The following is a 19,953-nucleotide window of genomic DNA, read 5'->3' as shown; positions in this document are numbered from 1 at the left end:
CAACTTCGTGCGCTTTGGCGCCCTACCCGCTATCGTCCCCTCGGCGGTCATCCATCAGCTTTCTATCTACAAACCGGAAGGGATTACCGACCCGGAAACGCCGCATGAGGGCGATAGCGTGCTAATCACCGACGGCGCGTTTGAAGGCCTGGAGGCGATCTTCACCGAGCCCGACGGCGAAGCGCGCTCTATGTTGCTGTTAAACCTGCTGAATAAGCAAGTCCTGCAGAGCGTTAAAAATACCGACTTCCAGAAAATCTAAACGCCGTTAATGTCAACGCCAAACAGCGCCCTGACGTTTGCGTCCGTTTGCGCCTCCAGCCATTGCGCCTCCTCGCCGCGCCAGGCCGCGACGCAGCCCAGGATATGCGGCAAATACGCGGGCTCGTTACGCCGCGAGGCCGGTTTCGGCTTGAGGTCGCGCGGCAGCAGATAAGGCGCATCGGTCTCCAGCAGCAGACGTTCCGCCGGGATCGCCGGCAGCAGCTCGCGCAGCTCCAGTCCCCGCCGCTCATCGCAAACCCAACCGGTAATACCGATAAACAGGCCCAGATCCAGGCATTCCTGCACCTCGCTGCGGCTGCCAGTAAAGCAGTGCAGCACCGCGCCCGGGATCTTCTCAAGCCAGGGTTTAAGCAGCGTCAGAAACCGATCGTGGGCGTCGCGGCAGTGCAAAAACACCGGCATCGACAGCTCAGCGGCCAGCGCCAACTGGGCGCTGAACGCTACCTCCTGCTCGTGCGGCGTGGAAAAATTCCGGTTAAAATCCAGACCGCACTCGCCTATCGCCACCACCTGCGGCTCGCCGGCGAGGGTATAAATCGCCTCGGCGACCGCTGGCGTCCAGCTGCTACCGTCATGGGGATGAACCCCCGCCGTGGACCAGCAGCCGGAATAGCGGCTCGCCAGTTTCTGCGCCTGCTGGCTCTCCGCCAAATTTGTGCCGGTCAGCAGCATGCCGTTAACCCCCGCCGCCAGGGCGCGCGCTACTACCTCATCATGATCGCGGGAAAACTGCGAACTGGTCAGATTAACGCCGATATCAAACATGATCGCTCCCATATGCCAACCGCCCTGACGGGCGGTTGGCGGTATTACTCTTCTCTGTGCTCTGCGGCTTCAGCTTCGGCCGCGGCGTCGTCATCGCGCGTCAGGCGCTTCCCGGTGTAGAAGCGGGCGAAGAACACCCCGACTTCAAACAGACAGTACATCGGAATGGCCAGCAGTGTCTGCGAGAATACGTCCGGCGGCGTCAGCAGCATGCCCACCACGAAGGCACCCACCAGCACATACGGCCTTTTTTTACGCAAGTCTTCCGGCGTGGTAACGCCCATCCAGCAGAGCAACACAATGGCGACCGGCACCTCAAAGGAGACCCCGAATGCCATAAACAGCGCCATCACGAAGTCGAGATAGCTGCGAATATCGGTCGAGACCAGCACCCCTTCCGGCGCCGCATGGGTCAGGAAGCCGAACGCCAGCGGAAACACGACAAAATAGGCGAAAGCCATGCCGATATAGAACAGCAGGGTACTGGATACCAGTAAAGGCACCACCAGCCGGCGTTCGTGCTTATACAACGCCGGCGCGACGAAGGCCCATACCTGGTAAAGAATAATCGGCACCGACAGGATCACCGACACCATGAAGGTCAACTTTATCGGCGTAAAGAAAGGTGAAGCGACATCGGTGGCGATCATCGTCGCGCCCACAGGCATCTTACTGATAAGCGGGGCCGAGACCAGCTGGTAGATATCATTGGCGAAATAGACCAGCGCCAGGAAGATCACCAGAATAGCAATGATGCTGTTGAGCAGACGCTTGCGCAGCTCAATCAGATGCGAAATTAGCGGTTGTGTATCGTCTACGCCCATGTTTACGGTTTATCACTCGATGCGGGGGAAGAATGGGGAACTGCCGCCGTAGCGGACGTTTTCTCTGCCTGAAGGTCAGCCGGTGAAGCAGATTGCTCGTCGGCAACGGGATCTGGCGCATGAGCCGGAGCGCTGGCCTGATGTTCTGCCGTCGCCGGCGTGACGTCCTGGCGCTGCGCTTCGCTGCCTTTGACCACCGGATTAAGGATGGTATTGGCTTCGTCGCTGGCTTTTTCGGGATCGTGGGCGCTATAGGAGCGCTTCATCGACTCCGCGGCCTCGCGCAGTTCATCCATCGAGGCTTTCAGCTCCGGCGTCAGGTTATTCAGGCTAGCCTTTTCCACCTTCTTCAGGCTCTCCTGGAACTCCTGCAGTTTTAGCTCCTGGGCCAGCTCATTTTGTACCGTGGTCGCCAGCGAGCGTAACGTACGGATCCAGCCAACTACCGTTTTAACCGCTACGGGAAGCCGCTGTGGCCCCAGAACAATGAGGCCAATCACAAACACCAGCAGTAGTTCACTAAAACCAATATCGAACACGAGTTACACCTGCTCTTTGTCGTGGCGTTTTGTCTCGTCTTTTTTTGCATCATCCTGTTTATCGGCGATGGTTTTCGCCGTGAAATCTGCGTCTGGCGCCGACTTTTCGGGTTTATCATCATCACTCATGGCTTTTTTAAAGCCTTTGATAGATGCCCCTAAGTCAGACCCCAGCGAGCTCAGCTTCTTCGTCCCAAAAAGCAGAACTACGATGACGACAACAATTAATAACTGCCAAATACTGATACCACCCATACACGTTCCCCTATGACAGATGATGAATTGTGTGGACGCATTATACACGCCATCCTGCGAGCCGCCTCTTCGTCAGGCCGCCGACATGATTTTGCGCAAATAAGCCTGCGTCATGAAGAGGCGAACCGATCAGTGGGTTTTCCGCCAGCCAATAAGCCAGGTCACCACACCGCCGGCCATCAGCCAACCGGGCATCATTCCCCACTCAGGGCGATGGATAAAGAGCAGCGTACCACTGAGCAATAAAACCGCGCCTATACCAAACAGGTAACGGGATTGGCCCTGGCGCACATGACGCACATGCATATCCCGCACAATAGTATCGACGCTGGTCTGCAGCTGTTTGCTCTGCTGCAGGCTCTGATACACCAGCTCAGGTATTTCCGGCATTCTTTCGATCCAGAACGGCGCTTTGTCTTTAAACGCGCGCACCAGCGCCGGAATGCCGACCTGATCTTTGATCCACGACTCGAGGAAAGGCTTCGCCGTTTTCCACAAGTCTAACTGAGGATAGAGCTGCCGGCCTACCCCTTCTACGTAAAGTAATGTCTTCTGTAGTAAAACGAGCTGCGGCTGGACTTCCATATTGAAACGCCGCGCGGTATTGAACAGATTAAGCAGCACGTGGCCGAAGGAGATCTCCGCCAGCGGCTTCTCAAAGATCGGCTCGCAGACCGTGCGGATCGCGAACTCAAACTCTTCAACGTTGGTATCGGGCGGAACCCAACCGGAATCGACGTGCAGCTCGGCAACTTTACGATAATCGCGGTTGAAAAAGGCGATAAAGTTTTCCGCCAGATAGCGCTTATCTTCTTTGTTCAGTGAGCCGACAATACCGCAGTCGATGCCGATATACTGCGGATCTTCCGGATGCTCGTAGCTGACGAATATGTTGCCAGGATGCATATCGGCATGGAAGAAGCTGTCGCGGAACACCTGGGTGAAGAAGACCTGGACGCCCCGCTCCGCCAGCAGCTGCATATTGGTGCCCTGGGCCTCCAGCGCCTCCACATCGGACACCGGGATACCGTAAATGCGCTCCATTACCATCATGCTTTCGCTGCAGTAGTCGGGGTACACCTCCGGCACGTACAGCATCGGGCTGTCTTCGAAATTACGCCGCAGCTGAATAGCGTTGGCGGATTCCCGCAGCAGGTTCAGCTCATCCAGCAGCGTTTTTTCATATTCACGAACTACCTCCTGCGGGCGCAGACGGCGACCGTCAGGCAGCAGACGCGGTACCCAGCGTGCCAGGCGGTAGATGAGCTTCATGTCCGCTTTAATGATCGGCAAAATATCCGGGCGGATAACCTTGATCACCACCTCTTTGCCATTCTCTTTCAGACGCGCGGTATGCACCTGGGCGATGGACGCCGAGGCTAACGGCTCAACGGAGAAATCATCAAACCAGGTCTCGACCGGCAGCCCCCCCATCGCTTTCTCTATCTGCTGCTGCGCGAGCTTCCCTTCAAAGGGCGCCACGCGGTCCTGCAACAGCGCCAGCTGATCGGCAATATGCGGCGGAAAGAGATCCCGGCGGGTGGAAAGCATCTGGCCGAATTTTATCCACACCGGCCCCAGCTCCTGGAGCGCCAGCCGAAGGCGGGCGCCAAGAGGCTGATCCTGATGGCGGTTTGGCATCCAGAACAGCATCCGCCGCCAGATACGCAGCGGCAGCGTGATCCGCATTTTGGGGATGAGCTCATCGAGCCCGTAGCTCAAAAAGGTGTGGATGATGAAATACAGGCGCCGTAATTCTCCTGGCGTCATTTGCCCTCCAGCGTTTCCAGCCGTTTTTCCAGTGCGGCCAGCGCGCGCTCAATAGCCGTTGTCTCTTCAGCAAACCAGGCCAGCTCCAGCGGCCCCGGCGCCAGGCGCCACTCTTCAGTGATCGCTTCCGCGACATAGCGCTGCTGGCGCTCTGCGCCCTTCAGCAGAAACTGAGCGCCGCCGCGCAGGACTTTACCGACGCCTTCGGCCACAATATCGCCGGTATAGGGCGCCAGCAGTTCAGCGGGATCAAACTCTGCCAGGTCGCACAGGGAGACCATATTCTGCACCACCTGCAGATCGCCCTGCACTTCCAGATCACCGCTGCGAATAAGCGCCGTGAGCTGCTGACGATTGCGCAGTTTTGGCAGCACGCTGAGCCGGGTAATCACGGTGCAATCGGCCTCTCCTTCCCAGGCGCTCAGGACGTCAACCTGGCGTTCGCTGAATACCAGCACCACGGGCGTGGCGAAATCCTGCAGCTGGACCCGCAATACCTTGCCCAGCAGGCGCTGACGAGCGGGTTTAAGCGCTTTGTCGCGCCAGAGGAAAGTATTCAGCGCCGTTTCAATGCCAGCGGTAACCAGGGGTGTGAAAGGCATAGCGTCCCTCCTGTCAGAACTTGTAACCGCGATGCAAAGCAACGATACCCGCCGTCAGGTTGTAGTAATCCACGTTTTCGAAGCCCGCATCCTGCATCATCCCTTTCAGGGTTTCCTGGTCCGGATGCATACGAATAGATTCCGCCAGGTAGCGATAGCTGTCGCCATCTTTTGCCACCAGCTCGCCCACCTTCGGCAGGATATGGAAGGAGTAAGCGTCGTAGGCTTTGCTCAGCGGTTCGATAATGGGTTTAGAAAACTCCAGCACCAGCAGACGTCCGCCCGGCTTCAGCACGCGATACATCGAACGCAGCGCTTTCTCTTTGTCGGTCACGTTACGCAGACCGAAAGAGATGGTGATGCAGTCAAAGGTATTATCAGCAAAAGGCAGGGCTTCCGCGTTGGCCTGAACATACTCAACGTTGCCTACGATGCCGATATTGCGCAGCTTTTCGCGGCCCATTTTGAGCATAGAATCATTGATATCAGCAAGCATGACGCGGCCGGTTTCCCCTACCAGGCGGGAGAACTTGGCCGTCAAATCACCGGTACCACCAGCCAGATCCAGCACGGTCTGCCCGCGGCGTACGCCGCTGCAGTCGATGGTGAAACGCTTCCACAAACGATGGATCCCAAACGACATCAGGTCGTTCATCACATCATATTTTGCGGCGACAGAATGGAATACATGCGCCACCATATCTGCTTTCTGCTCTTTAGCGACCGTCTGAAAGCCAAAGTGCGTCGTTTCTTGTGAATCCTCAACCATCTCTATGCCTGCTTGCTTTTCAAGAAAATGTTCACTGAGTGTATCAGACTCAGCGCATTTCCCATACGTTTCAGCGTGGCGGAGCCGCCTCCCGGCTACGCACCGTCTCGGCAGAGTCGGGTGAAAATGCGTCATTTTCCGGCAGGTTATCCTCATCTTCGAGACGATATTGCTCGTCCTGAGCCGTAGCTTGTTCGACTAAATCAGGATTAATCCCGCGCTTGACCTCCACGCCCAGGCCGCGAAAGGCCTCCGCCTGGGCCAGCAGATTACCACGCCCGGAAGCGAGCTTTTTCATCGCCTGGCGATAGCTCTCTTGCGCCTTATCCAGACTCTGGCCGATGGCGGACATATCATCCACAAACAGGCGCATTTTGTCGTAAAGGCGCCCCGCCCGCTCGGCAATCTTTTGCGCGTTACGACTCTGGTGCTCATAGCGCCACAGATTGGCGATAGTGCGCAGGGCTACCAGCAGCGTCGTCGGGCTAACCAGCATAATATTATTTTGCAGCGCCTCGCTGATGAGCTCAGGCTGGCGATCGATGGCCAGCAGGAACGCCGGCTCAACGGGAATAAACATCAGCACATAGTCGAGCGAGCGCAGGCCAGGCAGCTGTTGATAATCCTTGCGTCCCAGCAGGCGAATATGGTTTCGCACCGAGGCAAGGTGTTCCTGCAGCGCGACTTCGCGGGTGTAGTCGTCTTCGGCGTTGAAATAGCGCTCATAGGCGACCAGGGTCATTTTGGCGTCGATCACCACGTCCTTACCCTGCGGCAGGCGCACGATAACGTCCGGCTGCATCCGCGAGCGGTTGTCGGTCTCAATACTGACCTGAGTCTGGTACTCATAGCCTTCGCGCAGGCCGGAGGCCTCCAGCACGCGGGTTAAGACCACTTCCCCCCAGTTGCCCTGAGTTTTGTTATCCCCCTTCAGCGCTTTGGTCAGGTTCAGCGCCTCCTGTGCCATCTGCGCGTTCAACTGCTGCAGATTGCGGATCTCATGCGCCAGGGTATGTCTTTCACGCGCCTCCTGGCCAAAGCTCTCCTGCACCTGGCGGCGGAACCCGTCCAGCTGTTCGCGTAGCGGCGTCAGCAGGCCATGCAGGCTCTGGCGGTTTTGCTCATCGACCCGCCGGTTGCTGTGTTCGAAAATACGGTTGGCGAGGTTTTCAAACTGCTCGCTAAGGCGCTGCTCGCTGTTCATCATCTGGCGGATCTTATCTTCCGCATGCAGCTGGGTGGATTCGAGCCGGGTGGTGACCTCACGGAGATCGGCCTCGAGCGAGGTATTGATATCCCGTAGGCTGCGCAGCTCGTTGTTCAGCAGCTCACACTCCTCACGCCAGTGGGCCTCCTGCGCCAGTTGCTGGCGGGCGGCGCTCAGCTCAATATCCAACTCTCGCCGTTCCTCGATGAGATCGGCCCGAATTTGATCGGCGCGCGCTTTGGTCGCCAGCCAGCCGACCATTAACCCGGCTGCCAGTGCGATAACCGCGCTGATAATAATGGAGAGATCCACGACGCCCCCTGCGATAACCTGATGACACAAAATAGAATTGTGCTGTACAAACGTCCAGTTTAAAAGGAATTTCCTGCGAGAGGCGACGCAAAAAAGAAAGGCCGGAGGATCCGGCCTGACAGGGAAAGTGTTGAGTTACAGCAGACGACGCGCCGCTTCCACGACGATTTTCACCGCGTGGCTTTCGGTTTGCTTCATGGTTTCGGCGTTAGGGATCTCTTGCTGGGTACGGTTCACGATAACCCCAGCCACCATCCCGGCGCGCAGGCCCTGGCTGGCGCACATGGTCAGCAGCGTGGCGGATTCCATTTCATAGTTCATCACGCCCATTGCCTGCCACTCTTCCATTGAGCCCTTGAAGCGGCTCACGACGCGGCCGGAGAAGGTGTCGTAACGCTCCTGGCCCGGGTAGAAGGTATCCGAGGAAGCGGTTACGCCGATATGGGTGGTGGCGCCGATTGATTTCGCCGCTTCCACCAGCGCGGTGGTGCAGGCGAAGTCTGCGACGGCCGGGAATTCCATCGGCGCGAAGTGCAGGCTGGCGCCGTCCAGACGAACGGAGGCGGTAGTCACCAACACATCGCCAACGTTGATGTGCGGTTGAATCGCGCCTGTGGTGCCGATACGCAGGAAGGTACGCACCCCCAGCTGCGCCAGCTCTTCCACGGCGATGGAAGTCGACGGGCCGCCGATGCCGGTAGAGCAGACGATCACTGGTTTGCCGTCCAGCTCCGCGCGCCAGGAGGTAAATTCGCGGTGAGATGCCAGTTTAACCGGCTTATCCATCAGCGCGGCGATCTTTTCCACACGCTCCGGATCGCCAGGGACGATAGCCAGCGTAGCCCCTTGTAAATCGTTCTTGGTGAGGCCGAGATGAAAAACATCAGACTTGGACATAAAAAACTCCTCTGTGGGTCGAATTATCAGCAGAAGCAAAACGGTACTGTACAGAAGCCCCTGGCAACATTTTGTGATGATAGTCACCAAGACCAATAATGATTGCAGTTGTTTTTCAGTAAATAGTGATACACATCACATTAACAAGTTATATTCATCATCACAGAACAAAAGATAGCCGCTTTCAGGCACTGTGCTTTATTACCGCACGAACTAAAGGTAAAGGGTCTATAGTTACTGATGCGCTAATAAATAAGGGTACGGAGAATACCATGACCACCACCAAGCAACCTGGATTCGCACCTGCAGCTTCACCACACGCCGCAACCGCCGTTCATACGCCGGAAGAGCATATTATCGCCGGAGAGACGTCGATTCCCTCTCAGGGTGAAAACATGCCGGCCTACCACGCCCGCCCGAAAAATGCCGACGGTCCGCTGCCGATCGTTATCGTGGTACAGGAAATTTTCGGCGTGCATGAACATATTCGCGATCTTTGTCGCCGCCTGGCACAGGAAGGCTATCTGGCTATCGCGCCTGAATTGTACTTCCGTCAGGGCGATCCGAATGAGTACCACGATATCCCGACCCTGTTCAAAGAGCTGGTCAGCAAGGTGCCGGACGCGCAGGTGCTGGCGGATCTCGACCACGTCGCCAGCTGGGCGGCGCGCCACGGCGGCGATGCCCATCGTCTGCTGATCACCGGCTTCTGCTGGGGCGGACGCATTACCTGGCTGTATGCCGCGCATAACCCGCAGCTTAAAGCGGCAGTGGCCTGGTACGGTAAGCTGGTGGGAGAAAAATCACTGAATTCGCCGAAGCACCCGGTAGATATCGCCGTCGATCTCAACGCCCCGGTGCTTGGTCTGTACGGCGCTAAAGACGCCAGCATTCCGCAGGACACCGTCGAGACTATGCGTCAGGCGCTGCGGGCAGCCAACGCCACGGCGGAAATCGTGGTCTATCCCGAAGCCGATCATGCCTTTAACGCCGACTATCGCGCCAGCTATCATGAAGAGTCAGCCAAAGACGGCTGGCAGCGGATGCTCGCCTGGTTTGCTCAGTATGGCGGTAAAAAAGGGTAATCGCCCTAAGCATGAAAAAAGGAGGCAAATGCCTCCTTTTTGATTTTTCGCGTAACGATTAGGCGGACTGGCGCAGATTTCGCGCCGCTTGCACCATATTCGCCAGCGCGGCGCGGGTTTCCGGCCAGCCGCGAGTTTTCAGGCCGCAGTCCGGGTTAACCCACAGTCGCTCCACCGGGATACGCTGCGCGGCTTTCTTCAGCAGCGCTTCGATCCACTCCACGCTCGGCACGTTTGGCGAGTGAATATCATATACTCCCGGCCCGATCTCATTGGGGTACTCGAACGCTTCGAACGACTCCAGCAGCTCCATATCGGACCGCGAGGTTTCAATGGTGATCACGTCAGCGTCCAGCGCGGCAATGGAGTCCATGATGTCATTGAACTCGCAATAGCACATATGGGTATGGATCTGCGTGTCGTCTTTGGCGACCGCAGCATTAAGGCGGAAGGCTTCCACACCCCACTGCAGATAGGCATCCCAGTCGCTGCGCTTCAGCGGTAACCCTTCGCGCAGCGCCGGCTCATCAATCTGGATGATGCCGATCCCCGCCGCCTCCAGATCCGCCACTTCATCACGCAGGGCCAGCGCAATCTGTTTCGCGATGGTTTCACGGCTGACATCCTCCCGCGGGAAGGACCAGCACAGAATGGTCACCGGTCCAGTGAGCATCCCTTTCACCGGCTTGTCGGTCAGCGACTGCGCGTACTTCGCCCAGTCGACGGTGATCGCCTGCGGACGGCTGACGTCGCCGATCACCACCGGCGGCTTCACGCAGCGGGAACCATAGCTCTGCACCCAGCCGTTTTGCGTGAAGATAAAACCGTCCAGATGTTCGCCGAAGTATTCCACCATGTCGTTCCGCTCGGCCTCCCCGTGCACCAGTACGTCTAAACCTAACCGCTCCTGCTCGACGATCGCCTGCTTAATATGTTCCGCAATCCCCGTCCGATAATGACTGGCGTCAAGGTTACCCTTTTTGAAGTCCAGGCGCAGGCCGCGGATCTCGGTCGTTTGCGGGAATGACCCGATGGTGGTGGTCGGCCATTTCGGCAGGTTAAAGCGCTGGCGCTGTGCCTGCGCGCGAACCTCATAGGGGCTGGCGCGCTGGCTGTCCTGAGCAGTGATCGCCGCCAGCCGTTTTTCCACCTCCGCGTTGTGCACGCGGGTCGAATGGCGACGGGCCTGGATTGGCGCGCTCCACTCGGTAATCGCCGCTGTATCGCCGCTGTTCAGCGCATCGCGCAGCAGCGCCAGCTCACCGCATTTCTGCAGCGCGAAGGCAAACCAGCTCTTCACTTCCGCATCAAGGCGCGTCTCCACGCTTAGATCGATCGGGCTATGCAGCAGAGAGCAGGATGACGCGACCCATAGCTCGCGCTTACCGACGAGGTCTTTAATTTGCGCATACTTTTCGGTGAGATCGGCGCGCCAGACGTTACGCCCATTGATCAAGCCCGCGGACAGCAGCCAGTCGGCCGGCAGGCGGTTGTGCAGTTCGGCAACATCATCTTTGCCGTGCACCAGATCGACGTGCAGCCCCTGGACCGGTAGCGCAGCAATGGTCGCGAGATTGTCGCTAACGCCTTCAAAATAGGTAGTCAGCAGCAGCTTCACCTGGCCCTGCAGGGCGTCATAAGCCGGTTGAAAGGCCTCCAGCCACGCTGGCGGCAGCTCCAGCACCAGCGCCGGTTCATCAATCTGCACCCAATCGATGCCGCGCTTCGCCAGTTCGGCCAGCACCTGCTGGTAAACCGGCAGGATGGCATTCAGCAGGGTCAGGCGGTCAAACGGTTCACCTTTCACTTTACCCAGCCACAGATAAGTTACCGGCCCCAGCAGCACGGGCTTGATCTTGTGGCCCAGCGCCAGCGCTTCGTCGACTTCATCCAGCAGTTGGGTCCAGCTCAGTTTGAACTGCTGGCCCTTCACGAACTCCGGCACCATATAGTGATAGTTGGTGTTAAACCATTTGGTCATTTCCGCAGCGGCGGCCGGTTCGCCAGTCGGCGCGCGGCCGCGGCCAATGCGGAACAGGGTATCGATGTCGATGGATCCGTCTTTGTTCTGATGACGAGCCGGCACGTTGCCAAGCAGCAGGCTGGTAGTCAGAACATGGTCGTACCAGGCGAAATCCCCCACCGGCAGCAGATCAACGCCCGCCTGTTTCTGCTGCTCCCAGTGACGGGCGCGCAGCTCACGGCCTACCGCCAGCAGTTCCTCGCGAGTGGCGTTGCCCGCCCAGTAGCTCTCTTGCGCTTTTTTCAGCTCGCGGCGCAGGCCAACGCGAGGAAAACCGAGGGTGTGGTTAATAATTGTCATTTTTGTTCCTCTCTTATTTCATTGAATCTGAAGAAAAACTCTCAATAGTTCGGCTTGCAGGAAGGCGGCAACGATGCGCATCCCCAGGATGCTTACTGGAGGAAGTGACTGGTGTATGCAAGGCAGCCAACGCATCTGCAAGTCGAAATATGACGAGTTTTAGACGTCCAGATGTTTACACATCCATAATTGACAGTTACTGTATATTCCTCAAGCGCAAATTGCTCATGGCGAAGTGAAGGACTTTCATGATCGAAATTAAACATCTGAAAACGCTGCAAGCGTTGCGGAACAGCGGTTCACTGGCGGGTGCGGCAGCGGCCCTGCACCAGACCCAGTCCGCCTTGTCTCACCAGTTCAGCGATCTGGAACAGCGCCTTGGCTTTCGTCTCTTTGTGCGTAAGAGCCAGCCGCTGCGTTTTACTCCTCAGGGGGAAATCCTCTTACAGCTGGCCAACCAGGTGCTGCCGCAGATCGCTCGCGCCCTGCAGGACTGTAACGAACCACAGCAGACCCGGCTGAGGCTGGCTATCGAATGTCACAGCTGTATTCAGTGGCTGACGCCGGCGCTGGAGAATTTCCGCGCCCGCTGGCCACATGTGGAGGTCGACTTCCATTCCGGCGTTACCTTCGACCCACAGCCTGCGCTGCAGCAGGGTGAACTGGATCTGGTGATGACCTCCGATATTCTGCCGCGCAGCGGCCTGCACTACTCGCCGATGTTTGATTTTGAGGTGCGTCTGGTGCTGGCGCCCGAGCATCCGTTAGCTATGAAGACGCTGGTTACCCCGGAGGATCTGGCCGCGGAAACGCTGTTGATTTATCCCGTGCAGCGCGGGCGCCTCGATATCTGGCGCCACTTCCTGCAGCCGGCCGGCATCAGCCCGCAGCTGAAAAGCGTCGATAACACGCTGTTGTTGATCCAGATGGTGGCTGCCCGGATGGGCATCGCCGCGCTGCCGCACTGGGTGGTGGAAAGCTTTGAACGCCAGGGCCTGGTGGTCACCAAAACCCTGGGTGAGGGGTTATGGAGCCGGTTGTACGCGGCCGTTCGCGATGGCGAACAGCGTCAACCGGTCACCGAAGCGTTTATTCGCTCTGCGCGGAACCACGCCTGCGATCATCTGCCGTTTGTCCGGAGTGCGGAGCGACCCAGCGGCGATGGACCCACAGCGAGGCCAGGATCACCAACGCTCCGCTAATAAAGCTCGGCCAGTGCGGCTGCTCCTGCCAGATGGCAAGGTTAACCAGCAGCCCGGCGGGGACATGGACGTTATTCATGATCCCCAGCGTGCCGGCATCCACCTGGGTGGCGCCATAGTTCCACATAAAGTAACCCAGCCCGGAAGCCACCACGCCGAGCCACACCAGCACGCTCCACTGCAGCGTGGTGGTCGGCAGCTTCTGGGCGTTGCCGAGCATAAACCACGCCGCCACTGCCACGATAAAGGCCCCGACATAGAACCAGGCAAAGGCATTGTGCTGCGGCATCGGACGCACCTCCATCAGACGCTTATACCCCACCATACCGATGGCGAAGCAGAGGTTTGACAGCTGTACCAGTAACAGCCCGGTCCAGAAATGATCGCTGACTTTGTCATAGCGGATAATCGCCGCCCCCAGCACCGCCAGCGCGGCACTCAGCAGATAGCCCCAGCGCAGCTTACGTCCGCTGAGCAGGTCGTAGATCAGCGTGATATACAGGGGAGTAAACACGGTAAACAGCAGAAATTCCGAGACCGTCAGATAGAGATAGGCGCGGAAAGCCAGCAGGTACATGATGCCTAGCTGCATCGCGCCCACCAGCATATAGAGCACGATCGTGCGCGGAGACTGGCCGCGCGTGCGCAGGAAAGGCAGGAACACTAGCGCCGCCAGGCCCACGCGCATCAGCACCGAAAAATAGCTGTCGACGCTACCGGCCAGGTATTCGCCAATCAGGCTAAAAGAAAAGGCCCACAGGATAGTGGTGATAATTAACAGCGCCACAATGGTCGTCTCGTTGGATAAAGAACAGGCATTGTAGCGAAGAGTCAGGTTGACGACTGGACACTTATTCGCCAGTCGTCAATCTTTTTCAGTCGAGGTATAGCTTACGCAGGTAGTGCGGGACAGCATCGTCGGCGTTACTGCCGATCACTTCCAGTTCCGGATGCAGATCCTTCAGCCGCTGGTGGGCGTTGGCCATGATGCAGCCTTTGCCAGCCATCGACAGCATCTCAGCGTCGTTCATACCGTCGCCGAAGGCGATGCAATCGGAAAGAGTGTAGCCGAGCATCTTCGCCACCGCCTCCAGCGCATGCCCCTTCGATACCCCACCCGCCATGACTTCCAGGCAGGTTAAGGTGGAGAAGCTGACGTTCACCCGATCGCCCCAGCGGGCGTTCATCGCCTGCTCCAGCGGCAGCAGATGCTCATGATCCTCGCAGGTAAAGAATACTTTGCTGATCCCCTGCGGATCCAGTTCGCCCGGCTCATACAGCTTGTAGTCAAACACCGCCTCCTTGAAGAAGCGCATCTCTTCCGGACGATGGCGGTTCATATACCACTCGTCTTCCCGATAAACGTTAGTGACGATTTTCGGGTCGTTACGCACGATCTCAAACAGGTCGGCGGCAATATCGCGATCGAGGTTATGGGCAAAGATTTGCTGACCATCGCTATCGTGAACGCGGGCGCCGTTAGAGGTGATCATGTACGACCGGATGCCGAGATTATCGCGGATTTGCCCGACGTCGATGTAGTGACGGCCGGTGGCGAAGACGAAATTGATCCCACGGGCGGTAAGCAGCTTCAGCGTCTCTTTGGCATAGGGGGTCAGGAAATGATCGGGGGAAAGCAGCGTGCCGTCTAAATCAGACGCAACAACCTGGTACATAAAAAAGTTAACCTCTAAGCAGGGCGACGAGCGTTATCGTCGGATTAAGTATGTCGATTGAAAAACTCGACGATGGCATTGAGCGCGACTGAGCGCATAGCGTCCTTTTCAAAAAGGATCTCATGATATGCCCCTTCAATGACGAGCGGTTTACCGCCCTCACAAGGATGACCGGCAGCGGCCCGTAATTCGCAATAGCGGTCGTGCATCAGATTATCGACCACCCGCTCCTCCTCCGCCTGTAAAAGCAGCGTCGGGGCGGTATCTTTTTCCACATTCGCCAGCACTTCGTCGCCGGCCAGCATGCCCTCACGCACCCAGTGCCAGGTCGGACCGCCGACCTGCAGCCGCGGCTCATCGGCATAGAAGCGCAGGTTGCGACGATAGCGTTGCCGACTGTGCGTCAGCACGTTAACGGCAAAAGGCAGCGCCCGCCAGCGCCCGGTGCCGATGGCATACTCTTCGCGAATGCGCTGATGGCCCTCAGCCCAGTCGAGAATATGGCGCACCATCCAGTCCGGCAGCCGAATGATAATCCCGAACATCGGCGCGCAGAGCGCTATTGCATCGCAATGCGCCCGGTAACGTTGCAGAAAAAGCGTGGCAATCGCTCCGCCCATAGAATGAGCAAGGATAAACCGTTTTCGCCAGTGTCCAGGAACCACCTGCTGCTGCCAGAGCGCGGCCAGGTCATCAACATAGTCGCTGAAGTTAACCACGTGTCCGCGGTGGGTATCTGAGAGCAGGCGGCCCGAGCGTCCCTGCCCGCGATGGTCAATGATCATCACGTCAAAGCCGCAGTGAAAGAGATCGTAGGCCACTTCAGCATACTTCACGTAGCTTTCAATGCGCCCGGGGCAAATCAACACCAGACGATCGTTATGTTGCGCGCAAAAGCGGACAAAGCGTACCGGTACATCGTCGACGCCTTTAAATTCAGCTTCTTCGCGCTGTCGCCAGAAATCCGTCAGCGGCCCCATGCTAAAGGCCGCAAACGCGTTTTCTCGTGTTTCCCAGTCCTTTTTCTGCCCAAACATCGGGTTTACACCCCTGTTAACCGCTGAAAATCGTTTTTTTACCGTGTATCACACAATGCTGACACAATAGCGTATTGTGGCATAAAAACAGACAATCAGGGAGTTTCTCATGACCATTGAGTGGTGGTTCGCCTACCTGCTGACATCAATTATTCTCAGCCTGTCGCCGGGTTCCGGAGCGATTAATACCATGACCACTTCCATTAACCACGGATACCGCGGCGCGGCGGCGTCGATTGCCGGTTTGCAGACCGGGCTGGCCATTCATATCGTGCTGGTTGGCGTTGGTCTCGGCACTCTCTTCTCCCGCTCGGTGCTGGCCTTTGAGGTGCTAAAATGGGCCGGCGCCGCCTACCTGATCTGGCTGGGTATCCAGCAATGGCGGGCGGCAGGGGCGATCGACCTGAATACGCTGGCGAAGGCGCAGACGCGCGGCAAACTGTTCCAGCGCGCGGTGTTCGTAAATCTCACCAATCCCAAAAGCATTGTTTTTCTGGCCGCCCTTTTTCCGCAGTTTATCCTGCCGCACCAGCCGCAGGTGATGCAATATCTCGTTCTGGGCGTCACCACCATCGTCGTCGATATCATTGTGATGATTGGCTATGCGACCCTGGCGCAGCGCATTTCCGCATGGATCAAAGGGCCAAAGCAGATGAAGGCGTTGAACAAAGTCTTTGGTTCACTGTTTATGCTGGTCGGGGCGCTGCTCGCCTCCGCCCGCCATGCCTGAATCATGGAATCTCGCTCGCAAAGAGAGGTTCGCGAGGTCAACGACGCTTTCTCTCTGCGCGAGCCGGCGCGCAAAGTGGGTAATTAATTTTTTTGCCCGCTGTTGGCGCTGAACCCGCCGTGCCAGGATGCCGCCAGATACGTGATTCATGGATGAACGGCAATGGCGGAAACGGCGACCCCTCATGATGCGGTATTTAAAACTTTTCTCTCACGGGTAGAGACGGCGCGCGATTTTATCGAGCTCCACCTGCCTCCGTCGTTAACACAGATCTGCAAACTGGACACCCTGCGTCTGGAATCCGGCAGCTTTCTCGAAGACGATCTCAGGCCTTACTACAGCGATATCCTATATTCGCTGGAAACCACCCGCGGTGCGGGCTATGTCCATGTTCTGATCGAGCACCAGAGCGCACCCGATAAGCTGATGGCCTTTCGCTTAATGCGCTATGCCATCGCCGCCATGCAGCGGCACCTGGAGAGCGGCCATAAAACGCTGCCTCTGGTTATCCCTATTCTCTTCTATCAGGGACGACGCAGCCCCTATCCCTGGTCGATGCGCTGGCTGGATAATTTTGCCGATCCTGAGACCGCCAGCCAGCTCTATAGCGGGGCGTTTCCGCTGGTCGATATCACGGTGATCCCCGACGACGACATCATGCAGCACCGCAGCATGGCAGCCCTGACGCTGGTGCAAAAGCACATCCGCCAGCGCGATATGGCGCAATTGCTGGATAAGTTGACCCACCTCTTAATGCTGGAGCAGATGAGCGGACAACAAATCACCGTATTGGTAAACTATATGGCTCAGGCAGGGGATGCCGAAGATACTCGGACACTCTTGTACGGGCTGGCACAGCGCGTGCCGCAGCATGGAGGATTACTGATGACGCTGGCGGAAACATGGCTTGCAGAAGGTATGGAGAAAGGCATCAGGGAAGGCGTACAGCAAGGCATAAAAGAAGGGAAACACCAGGCTCTGGTGCAGGTTGCCGAAGCGATGCGCAATCGCGGTATTGATGACCAGGCGATTATGGAAATGACCGGTCTGTCTGAAGACGAGCTGCAGCGGCTTCGCCACTGATACTTTCCCACCCGGAAACAACCGGGTGGGGAAACAGCATGCCGGTTAACGCGAGATAATCAGGTGGATGCCGAAGCCCGCAAACAGCGTACCGGCGATACCGTCGATCCACTTCGCCATCCGCTGATAGCCGCGGCGCATCCCCGGCAGGGCGAACAGGCTGGCAACCACCATAAACCAGGCCAGCGTCTCAACGATAATCAGCAGGAAAATGCCCCAGCGCGCGCCGGCGCCGACGCTGTCACCCACGAACAGCGAAAACACCGAGCCGAAGTAGATAATCGCTTTCGGATTCGCCAGATTGGTCAGCAATCCCTTCACGAAGCTGCGTCCGCTGCGGGCCAGCTCCACCTGCGGCTCCGCCGAGGCCACCTTCTCTTTTTTCAGCGCGCCACGCAGCATCTGGTAGCCCATCCAGCATAGATACAGGCCCCCGCCGACCATTATAATGTTATGCAGCCACGCCATCCGGGCGAGGATCAGGTTCAGGCCGAGCAGCGCCACTCCCGCCCAGACCATGACGCCGCAGGTGATCCCCAGCACACCCATCATCGCCTCTCTGCGCGAGCGGCTGATGGCCGTTTGTGAGACAAAGAAAAAGTCCGGCCCCGGGCTCATCAGCGCAATGATATGCACCAGCGCCACGGTGAGGAAAAGCATCAGCATAGTTAACTCGCAGGAAAATAATGAAGAGAGAAACTATTCTGGCACTTTTTCAGCCAGCTGACTACTCATCGTCGCCATCAACATGCGCCCGAATCAGCGCCATAAACGGCTTCCCGAAACGCTCGAGCTTGCGTGTCCCCACGCCGTTGACGCTGAGCATTTCGCCGGCGGTCAGCGGCGATTGTTCGGCCATCTCGATAAGCGTCGCGTCGTTGAAGACCACATATGGCGGGATGTTCTCTTCGTCGGCGATCGCTTTACGTAATTTGCGCAGCTTGGCGAACAGTTTACGGTCGTAATTGCCGCCAAAGGATTTCTGCATCGCCTTTGGCTTCAGCGCCACGATACGCGGCACGGCGAGCTGCAGCGGCACTTCGCCACGCAGCACCGGTCGCGCGGCTTCGGTCAGCTGCAGCGCGGAGTGCTGGGCGATATTCTGCGTCACCAGCCCAAGGTGAATCAGCTGGCGGATCACGCTCACCCAGTGCTCGTGACTTTGCTCCCGGCCGATACCGTAAACCGGCAACTTATCGTGGCCCATCTCTCGGATGCGCTGGTTGTTGGCCCCGCGCAGGACCTCCACCACGTAACCCATCCCGAAACGTTGATTGACCCGGTAAATCGTTGAAAGCGCCTTGCGCGCATCCATTAAGCCATCGTACTGCTTTGGTGGGTCAAGACAGATATCGCAGTTGCCGCACGGCTCCTGACGCCCTTCGCCAAAATAGTTCAGCAGCACCAGACGGCGACAGGTCTGCGCTTCGGCAAACGCCCCCATCGCATTCAGCTTATGCCGTTCGATATCCTGTAGCGGCCCGGCGGGTTTTTCTTCCAGACAGCGGCGCAGCCACGCCATATCCGCCGGATCGTAAAACAGCATCGCTTCCGCCGGCAGGCCATCACGCCCGGCGCGGCCGGTCTCCTGATAGTAGGATTCAATATTGCGCGGAATATCAAAATGCACCACAAAGCGGACGTTCGGCTTGTTAATGCCCATCCCGAAGGCCACCGTCGCCACCACGATCTGCAGATCGTCGCGCTGGAATTTCTCCTGCACCTCGGCGCGCACGTCGTTTTCCAGACCGGCATGGTAAGCCGCCGCGCTAATACCGCGGCTTTGCAGCCTGGCGGCGGTGTCTTCCACTTTCGAACGGCTGTTGCAGTAGATAATGCCCGATTTGCCGCGTTGATCCTGAACGTAGCGCATCAGCTGATCGAGCGGCTTGAATTTCTCCATCAGCATATAGCGGATGTTTGGCCGGTCGAAGCTGCTGACCTGAATCAGCGGATCGTTAAGCCCCAGCAGGCGGACGATATCGCGGCGGGTGGTATCATCGGCGGTGGCGGTCAACGCCATAAACGGGATCTGCGGCATCCGCTGACGCAGCTGGCCCAGCGCGGCATATTCCGGACGGAAGTCATGGCCCCACTGCGAGATACAGTGCGCCTCGTCTACCGCCAGCATCGCCAGGTTCCAGTTCGCCAGATGCTCAAGAAAGTTATCCAGCATCAGCCGTTCCGGCGCGATATACAGCAGACGAACCTGCCCGCTGCGGCAGCCGGCCATCACCTCCTGCTGCTGCTCACGGCTTTGCGTCGAGTTCAGACAAGCCGCCGCCACGCCGTTGGCCAGCAGCTGATCGACCTGGTCCTTCATCAGCGAGATCAGCGGTGAGACCACGACCGTCAGACCGCCCATGACCAGCGCCGGCACCTGATAGCACAGCGACTTGCCGCCACCGGTCGGCATGACCACCAGGCAGTCCCGGCCTTCGAGCGCCGTCTCGATAATCGTTTCCTGGCCAGGACGGAACTGCTGGTAGCCGAAGGTCTCTTGTAAAACCTGCTTAGCCAGCGATTCCTGATTTAATACTTCCGCCTGTGCCACGTTGACCCCATTTGCCTGAAAAGAAAACAGGCGCTATT

General features: G+C 57.8%; 19 protein-coding genes and 1 pseudogene. 5 read left to right on the top strand and 15 right to left on the bottom strand.

What is annotated here, in order from left to right:
* Positions 1 to 262, top strand: a pseudogene (rfaH, locus tag HMPREF1024_RS02240) (transcription/translation regulatory transformer protein RfaH); the annotation flags it as partial.
* On the opposite strand, the gene tatD reads toward rfaH, so the two are convergent.
* The 9 genes from tatD to udp form a co-directional block, all read right to left on the bottom strand.
* A complete protein-coding gene (gene tatD / locus HMPREF1024_RS02245) occupies positions 259 to 1,062 on the bottom strand; it encodes a 3'-5' ssDNA/RNA exonuclease TatD (RefSeq protein WP_014908111.1) in 804 nt (267 codons plus the stop codon). The pseudogene rfaH and the gene tatD sit on opposite strands and share 4 nt — an antisense overlap.
* Positions 1,063 to 1,094: 32 nt before the next feature.
* The gene (gene tatC, locus HMPREF1024_RS02250; protein WP_002883427.1) at positions 1,095 to 1,874 is read right to left on the bottom strand and encodes a Sec-independent protein translocase subunit TatC; all 780 of its coding nucleotides are present in this window, start codon (positions 1,872 to 1,874) and stop codon (positions 1,095 to 1,097) included.
* A gap of 2 nt (positions 1,875 to 1,876) precedes the next feature.
* On the bottom strand, positions 1,877 to 2,413 hold the full coding sequence (tatB, locus tag HMPREF1024_RS02255) for a Sec-independent protein translocase protein TatB (protein ID WP_002883426.1): 537 nt from the start codon (positions 2,411 to 2,413) through the stop codon (positions 1,877 to 1,879).
* Positions 2,414 to 2,416: 3 nt separating this feature from the next.
* A complete protein-coding gene (gene tatA / locus HMPREF1024_RS02260) occupies positions 2,417 to 2,668 on the bottom strand; it encodes a Sec-independent protein translocase subunit TatA (protein ID WP_002883425.1) in 252 nt (83 codons plus the stop codon).
* Between the two features lie 129 nt (positions 2,669 to 2,797).
* The gene (gene ubiB / locus HMPREF1024_RS02265; protein WP_004177924.1) at positions 2,798 to 4,438 is read right to left on the bottom strand and encodes a ubiquinone biosynthesis regulatory protein kinase UbiB; all 1,641 of its coding nucleotides are present in this window, start codon (positions 4,436 to 4,438) and stop codon (positions 2,798 to 2,800) included.
* Complete coding sequence (locus HMPREF1024_RS02270) at positions 4,435 to 5,040, bottom strand: SCP2 domain-containing protein (protein WP_004895056.1); 606 nt, start codon at positions 5,038 to 5,040, stop codon at positions 4,435 to 4,437. The genes ubiB and HMPREF1024_RS02270 overlap by 4 nt, the downstream gene beginning before the upstream one ends.
* 13 nt (positions 5,041 to 5,053) lie before the next feature.
* A complete protein-coding gene (gene ubiE / locus HMPREF1024_RS02275; RefSeq protein WP_002883421.1) occupies positions 5,054 to 5,809 on the bottom strand; it encodes a bifunctional demethylmenaquinone methyltransferase/2-methoxy-6-polyprenyl-1,4-benzoquinol methylase UbiE in 756 nt (251 codons plus the stop codon).
* A gap of 70 nt (positions 5,810 to 5,879) precedes the next feature.
* Positions 5,880 to 7,328: a DNA recombination protein RmuC gene (rmuC, locus tag HMPREF1024_RS02280; protein WP_002883420.1), complete on the bottom strand. Its 1,449-nt coding sequence runs from the start codon at positions 7,326 to 7,328 to the stop codon at positions 5,880 to 5,882.
* Between the two features lie 135 nt (positions 7,329 to 7,463).
* Positions 7,464 to 8,225 carry a uridine phosphorylase gene (gene udp / locus HMPREF1024_RS02285; RefSeq protein WP_002883419.1) on the bottom strand — a complete coding sequence of 254 codons (762 nt, stop codon included), beginning with the start codon at positions 8,223 to 8,225 and terminating at the stop codon, positions 7,464 to 7,466.
* Positions 8,226 to 8,497: 272 nt separating this feature from the next.
* Between udp and HMPREF1024_RS02290 the strand changes: the two genes are divergently transcribed.
* Positions 8,498 to 9,310 (top strand): dienelactone hydrolase family protein, encoded by an 813-nt coding sequence (locus HMPREF1024_RS02290; protein ID WP_002883417.1) that lies wholly within the window; start codon positions 8,498 to 8,500, stop codon positions 9,308 to 9,310.
* 58 nt (positions 9,311 to 9,368) lie between these two features.
* Here the strand turns inward: HMPREF1024_RS02290 and metE are convergent, their stop codons facing one another.
* Complete coding sequence (gene metE / locus HMPREF1024_RS02295; protein WP_002883416.1) at positions 9,369 to 11,633, bottom strand: 5-methyltetrahydropteroyltriglutamate--homocysteine S-methyltransferase; 2,265 nt, start codon at positions 11,631 to 11,633, stop codon at positions 9,369 to 9,371.
* 248 nt (positions 11,634 to 11,881) lie between these two features.
* Between metE and metR the strand changes: the two genes are divergently transcribed.
* Positions 11,882 to 12,835, top strand: a complete 954-nt coding sequence (metR, locus tag HMPREF1024_RS02300) for an HTH-type transcriptional regulator MetR (RefSeq protein ID WP_002883415.1) — start codon at positions 11,882 to 11,884, stop codon at positions 12,833 to 12,835.
* Here the strand turns inward: metR and HMPREF1024_RS02305 are convergent.
* The 3 genes from HMPREF1024_RS02305 to pldB form a co-directional block, all read right to left on the bottom strand.
* A complete protein-coding gene (locus tag HMPREF1024_RS02305) occupies positions 12,723 to 13,622 on the bottom strand; it encodes a carboxylate/amino acid/amine transporter (RefSeq protein WP_002883414.1) in 900 nt (299 codons plus the stop codon). The two genes, metR and HMPREF1024_RS02305, sit on opposite strands and share 113 nt — an antisense overlap.
* 88 nt (positions 13,623 to 13,710) lie before the next feature.
* Entirely contained in the window at positions 13,711 to 14,511 is an 801-nt protein-coding gene (gene yigL / locus HMPREF1024_RS02310; protein ID WP_009309751.1) for a sugar/pyridoxal phosphate phosphatase YigL, read from the bottom strand.
* 44 nt (positions 14,512 to 14,555) lie between these two features.
* A complete protein-coding gene (gene pldB, locus HMPREF1024_RS02315; RefSeq protein ID WP_002883412.1) occupies positions 14,556 to 15,548 on the bottom strand; it encodes a lysophospholipase L2 in 993 nt (330 codons plus the stop codon).
* A gap of 109 nt (positions 15,549 to 15,657) precedes the next feature.
* Between pldB and rhtB the strand changes: the two genes are divergently transcribed.
* Both rhtB and HMPREF1024_RS02325 read left to right on the top strand, forming a co-directional pair.
* Complete coding sequence (rhtB, locus tag HMPREF1024_RS02320; protein ID WP_002883411.1) at positions 15,658 to 16,278, top strand: homoserine/homoserine lactone efflux protein; 621 nt, start codon at positions 15,658 to 15,660, stop codon at positions 16,276 to 16,278.
* 162 nt (positions 16,279 to 16,440) lie between these two features.
* The gene (locus HMPREF1024_RS02325) at positions 16,441 to 17,361 is read left to right on the top strand and encodes an Rpn family recombination-promoting nuclease/putative transposase (protein ID WP_009309750.1); all 921 of its coding nucleotides are present in this window, start codon (positions 16,441 to 16,443) and stop codon (positions 17,359 to 17,361) included.
* A 45-nt stretch (positions 17,362 to 17,406) separates the two neighbouring features.
* Here HMPREF1024_RS02325 and rhtC read toward each other — a convergent pair whose 3' ends face one another.
* Together rhtC and recQ are read right to left on the bottom strand one after the other, a co-directional pair.
* Entirely contained in the window at positions 17,407 to 18,027 is a 621-nt protein-coding gene (rhtC, locus tag HMPREF1024_RS02330; protein WP_004152056.1) for a threonine export protein RhtC, read from the bottom strand.
* Positions 18,028 to 18,088: 61 nt separating this feature from the next.
* Positions 18,089 to 19,915, bottom strand: coding sequence for an ATP-dependent DNA helicase RecQ (gene recQ / locus HMPREF1024_RS02335; protein WP_004152055.1), 1,827 nt, complete (start codon positions 19,913 to 19,915; stop codon positions 18,089 to 18,091).
* Positions 19,916 to 19,953 lie beyond the last annotated feature (38 nt).

This window comes from Klebsiella sp. 4_1_44FAA (assembly GCF_000238715.1).
Lineage (GTDB): Bacteria > Pseudomonadota > Gammaproteobacteria > Enterobacterales > Enterobacteriaceae > Klebsiella > Klebsiella pneumoniae.
This window is presented reverse-complemented; position numbering and strand designations above follow the sequence as displayed.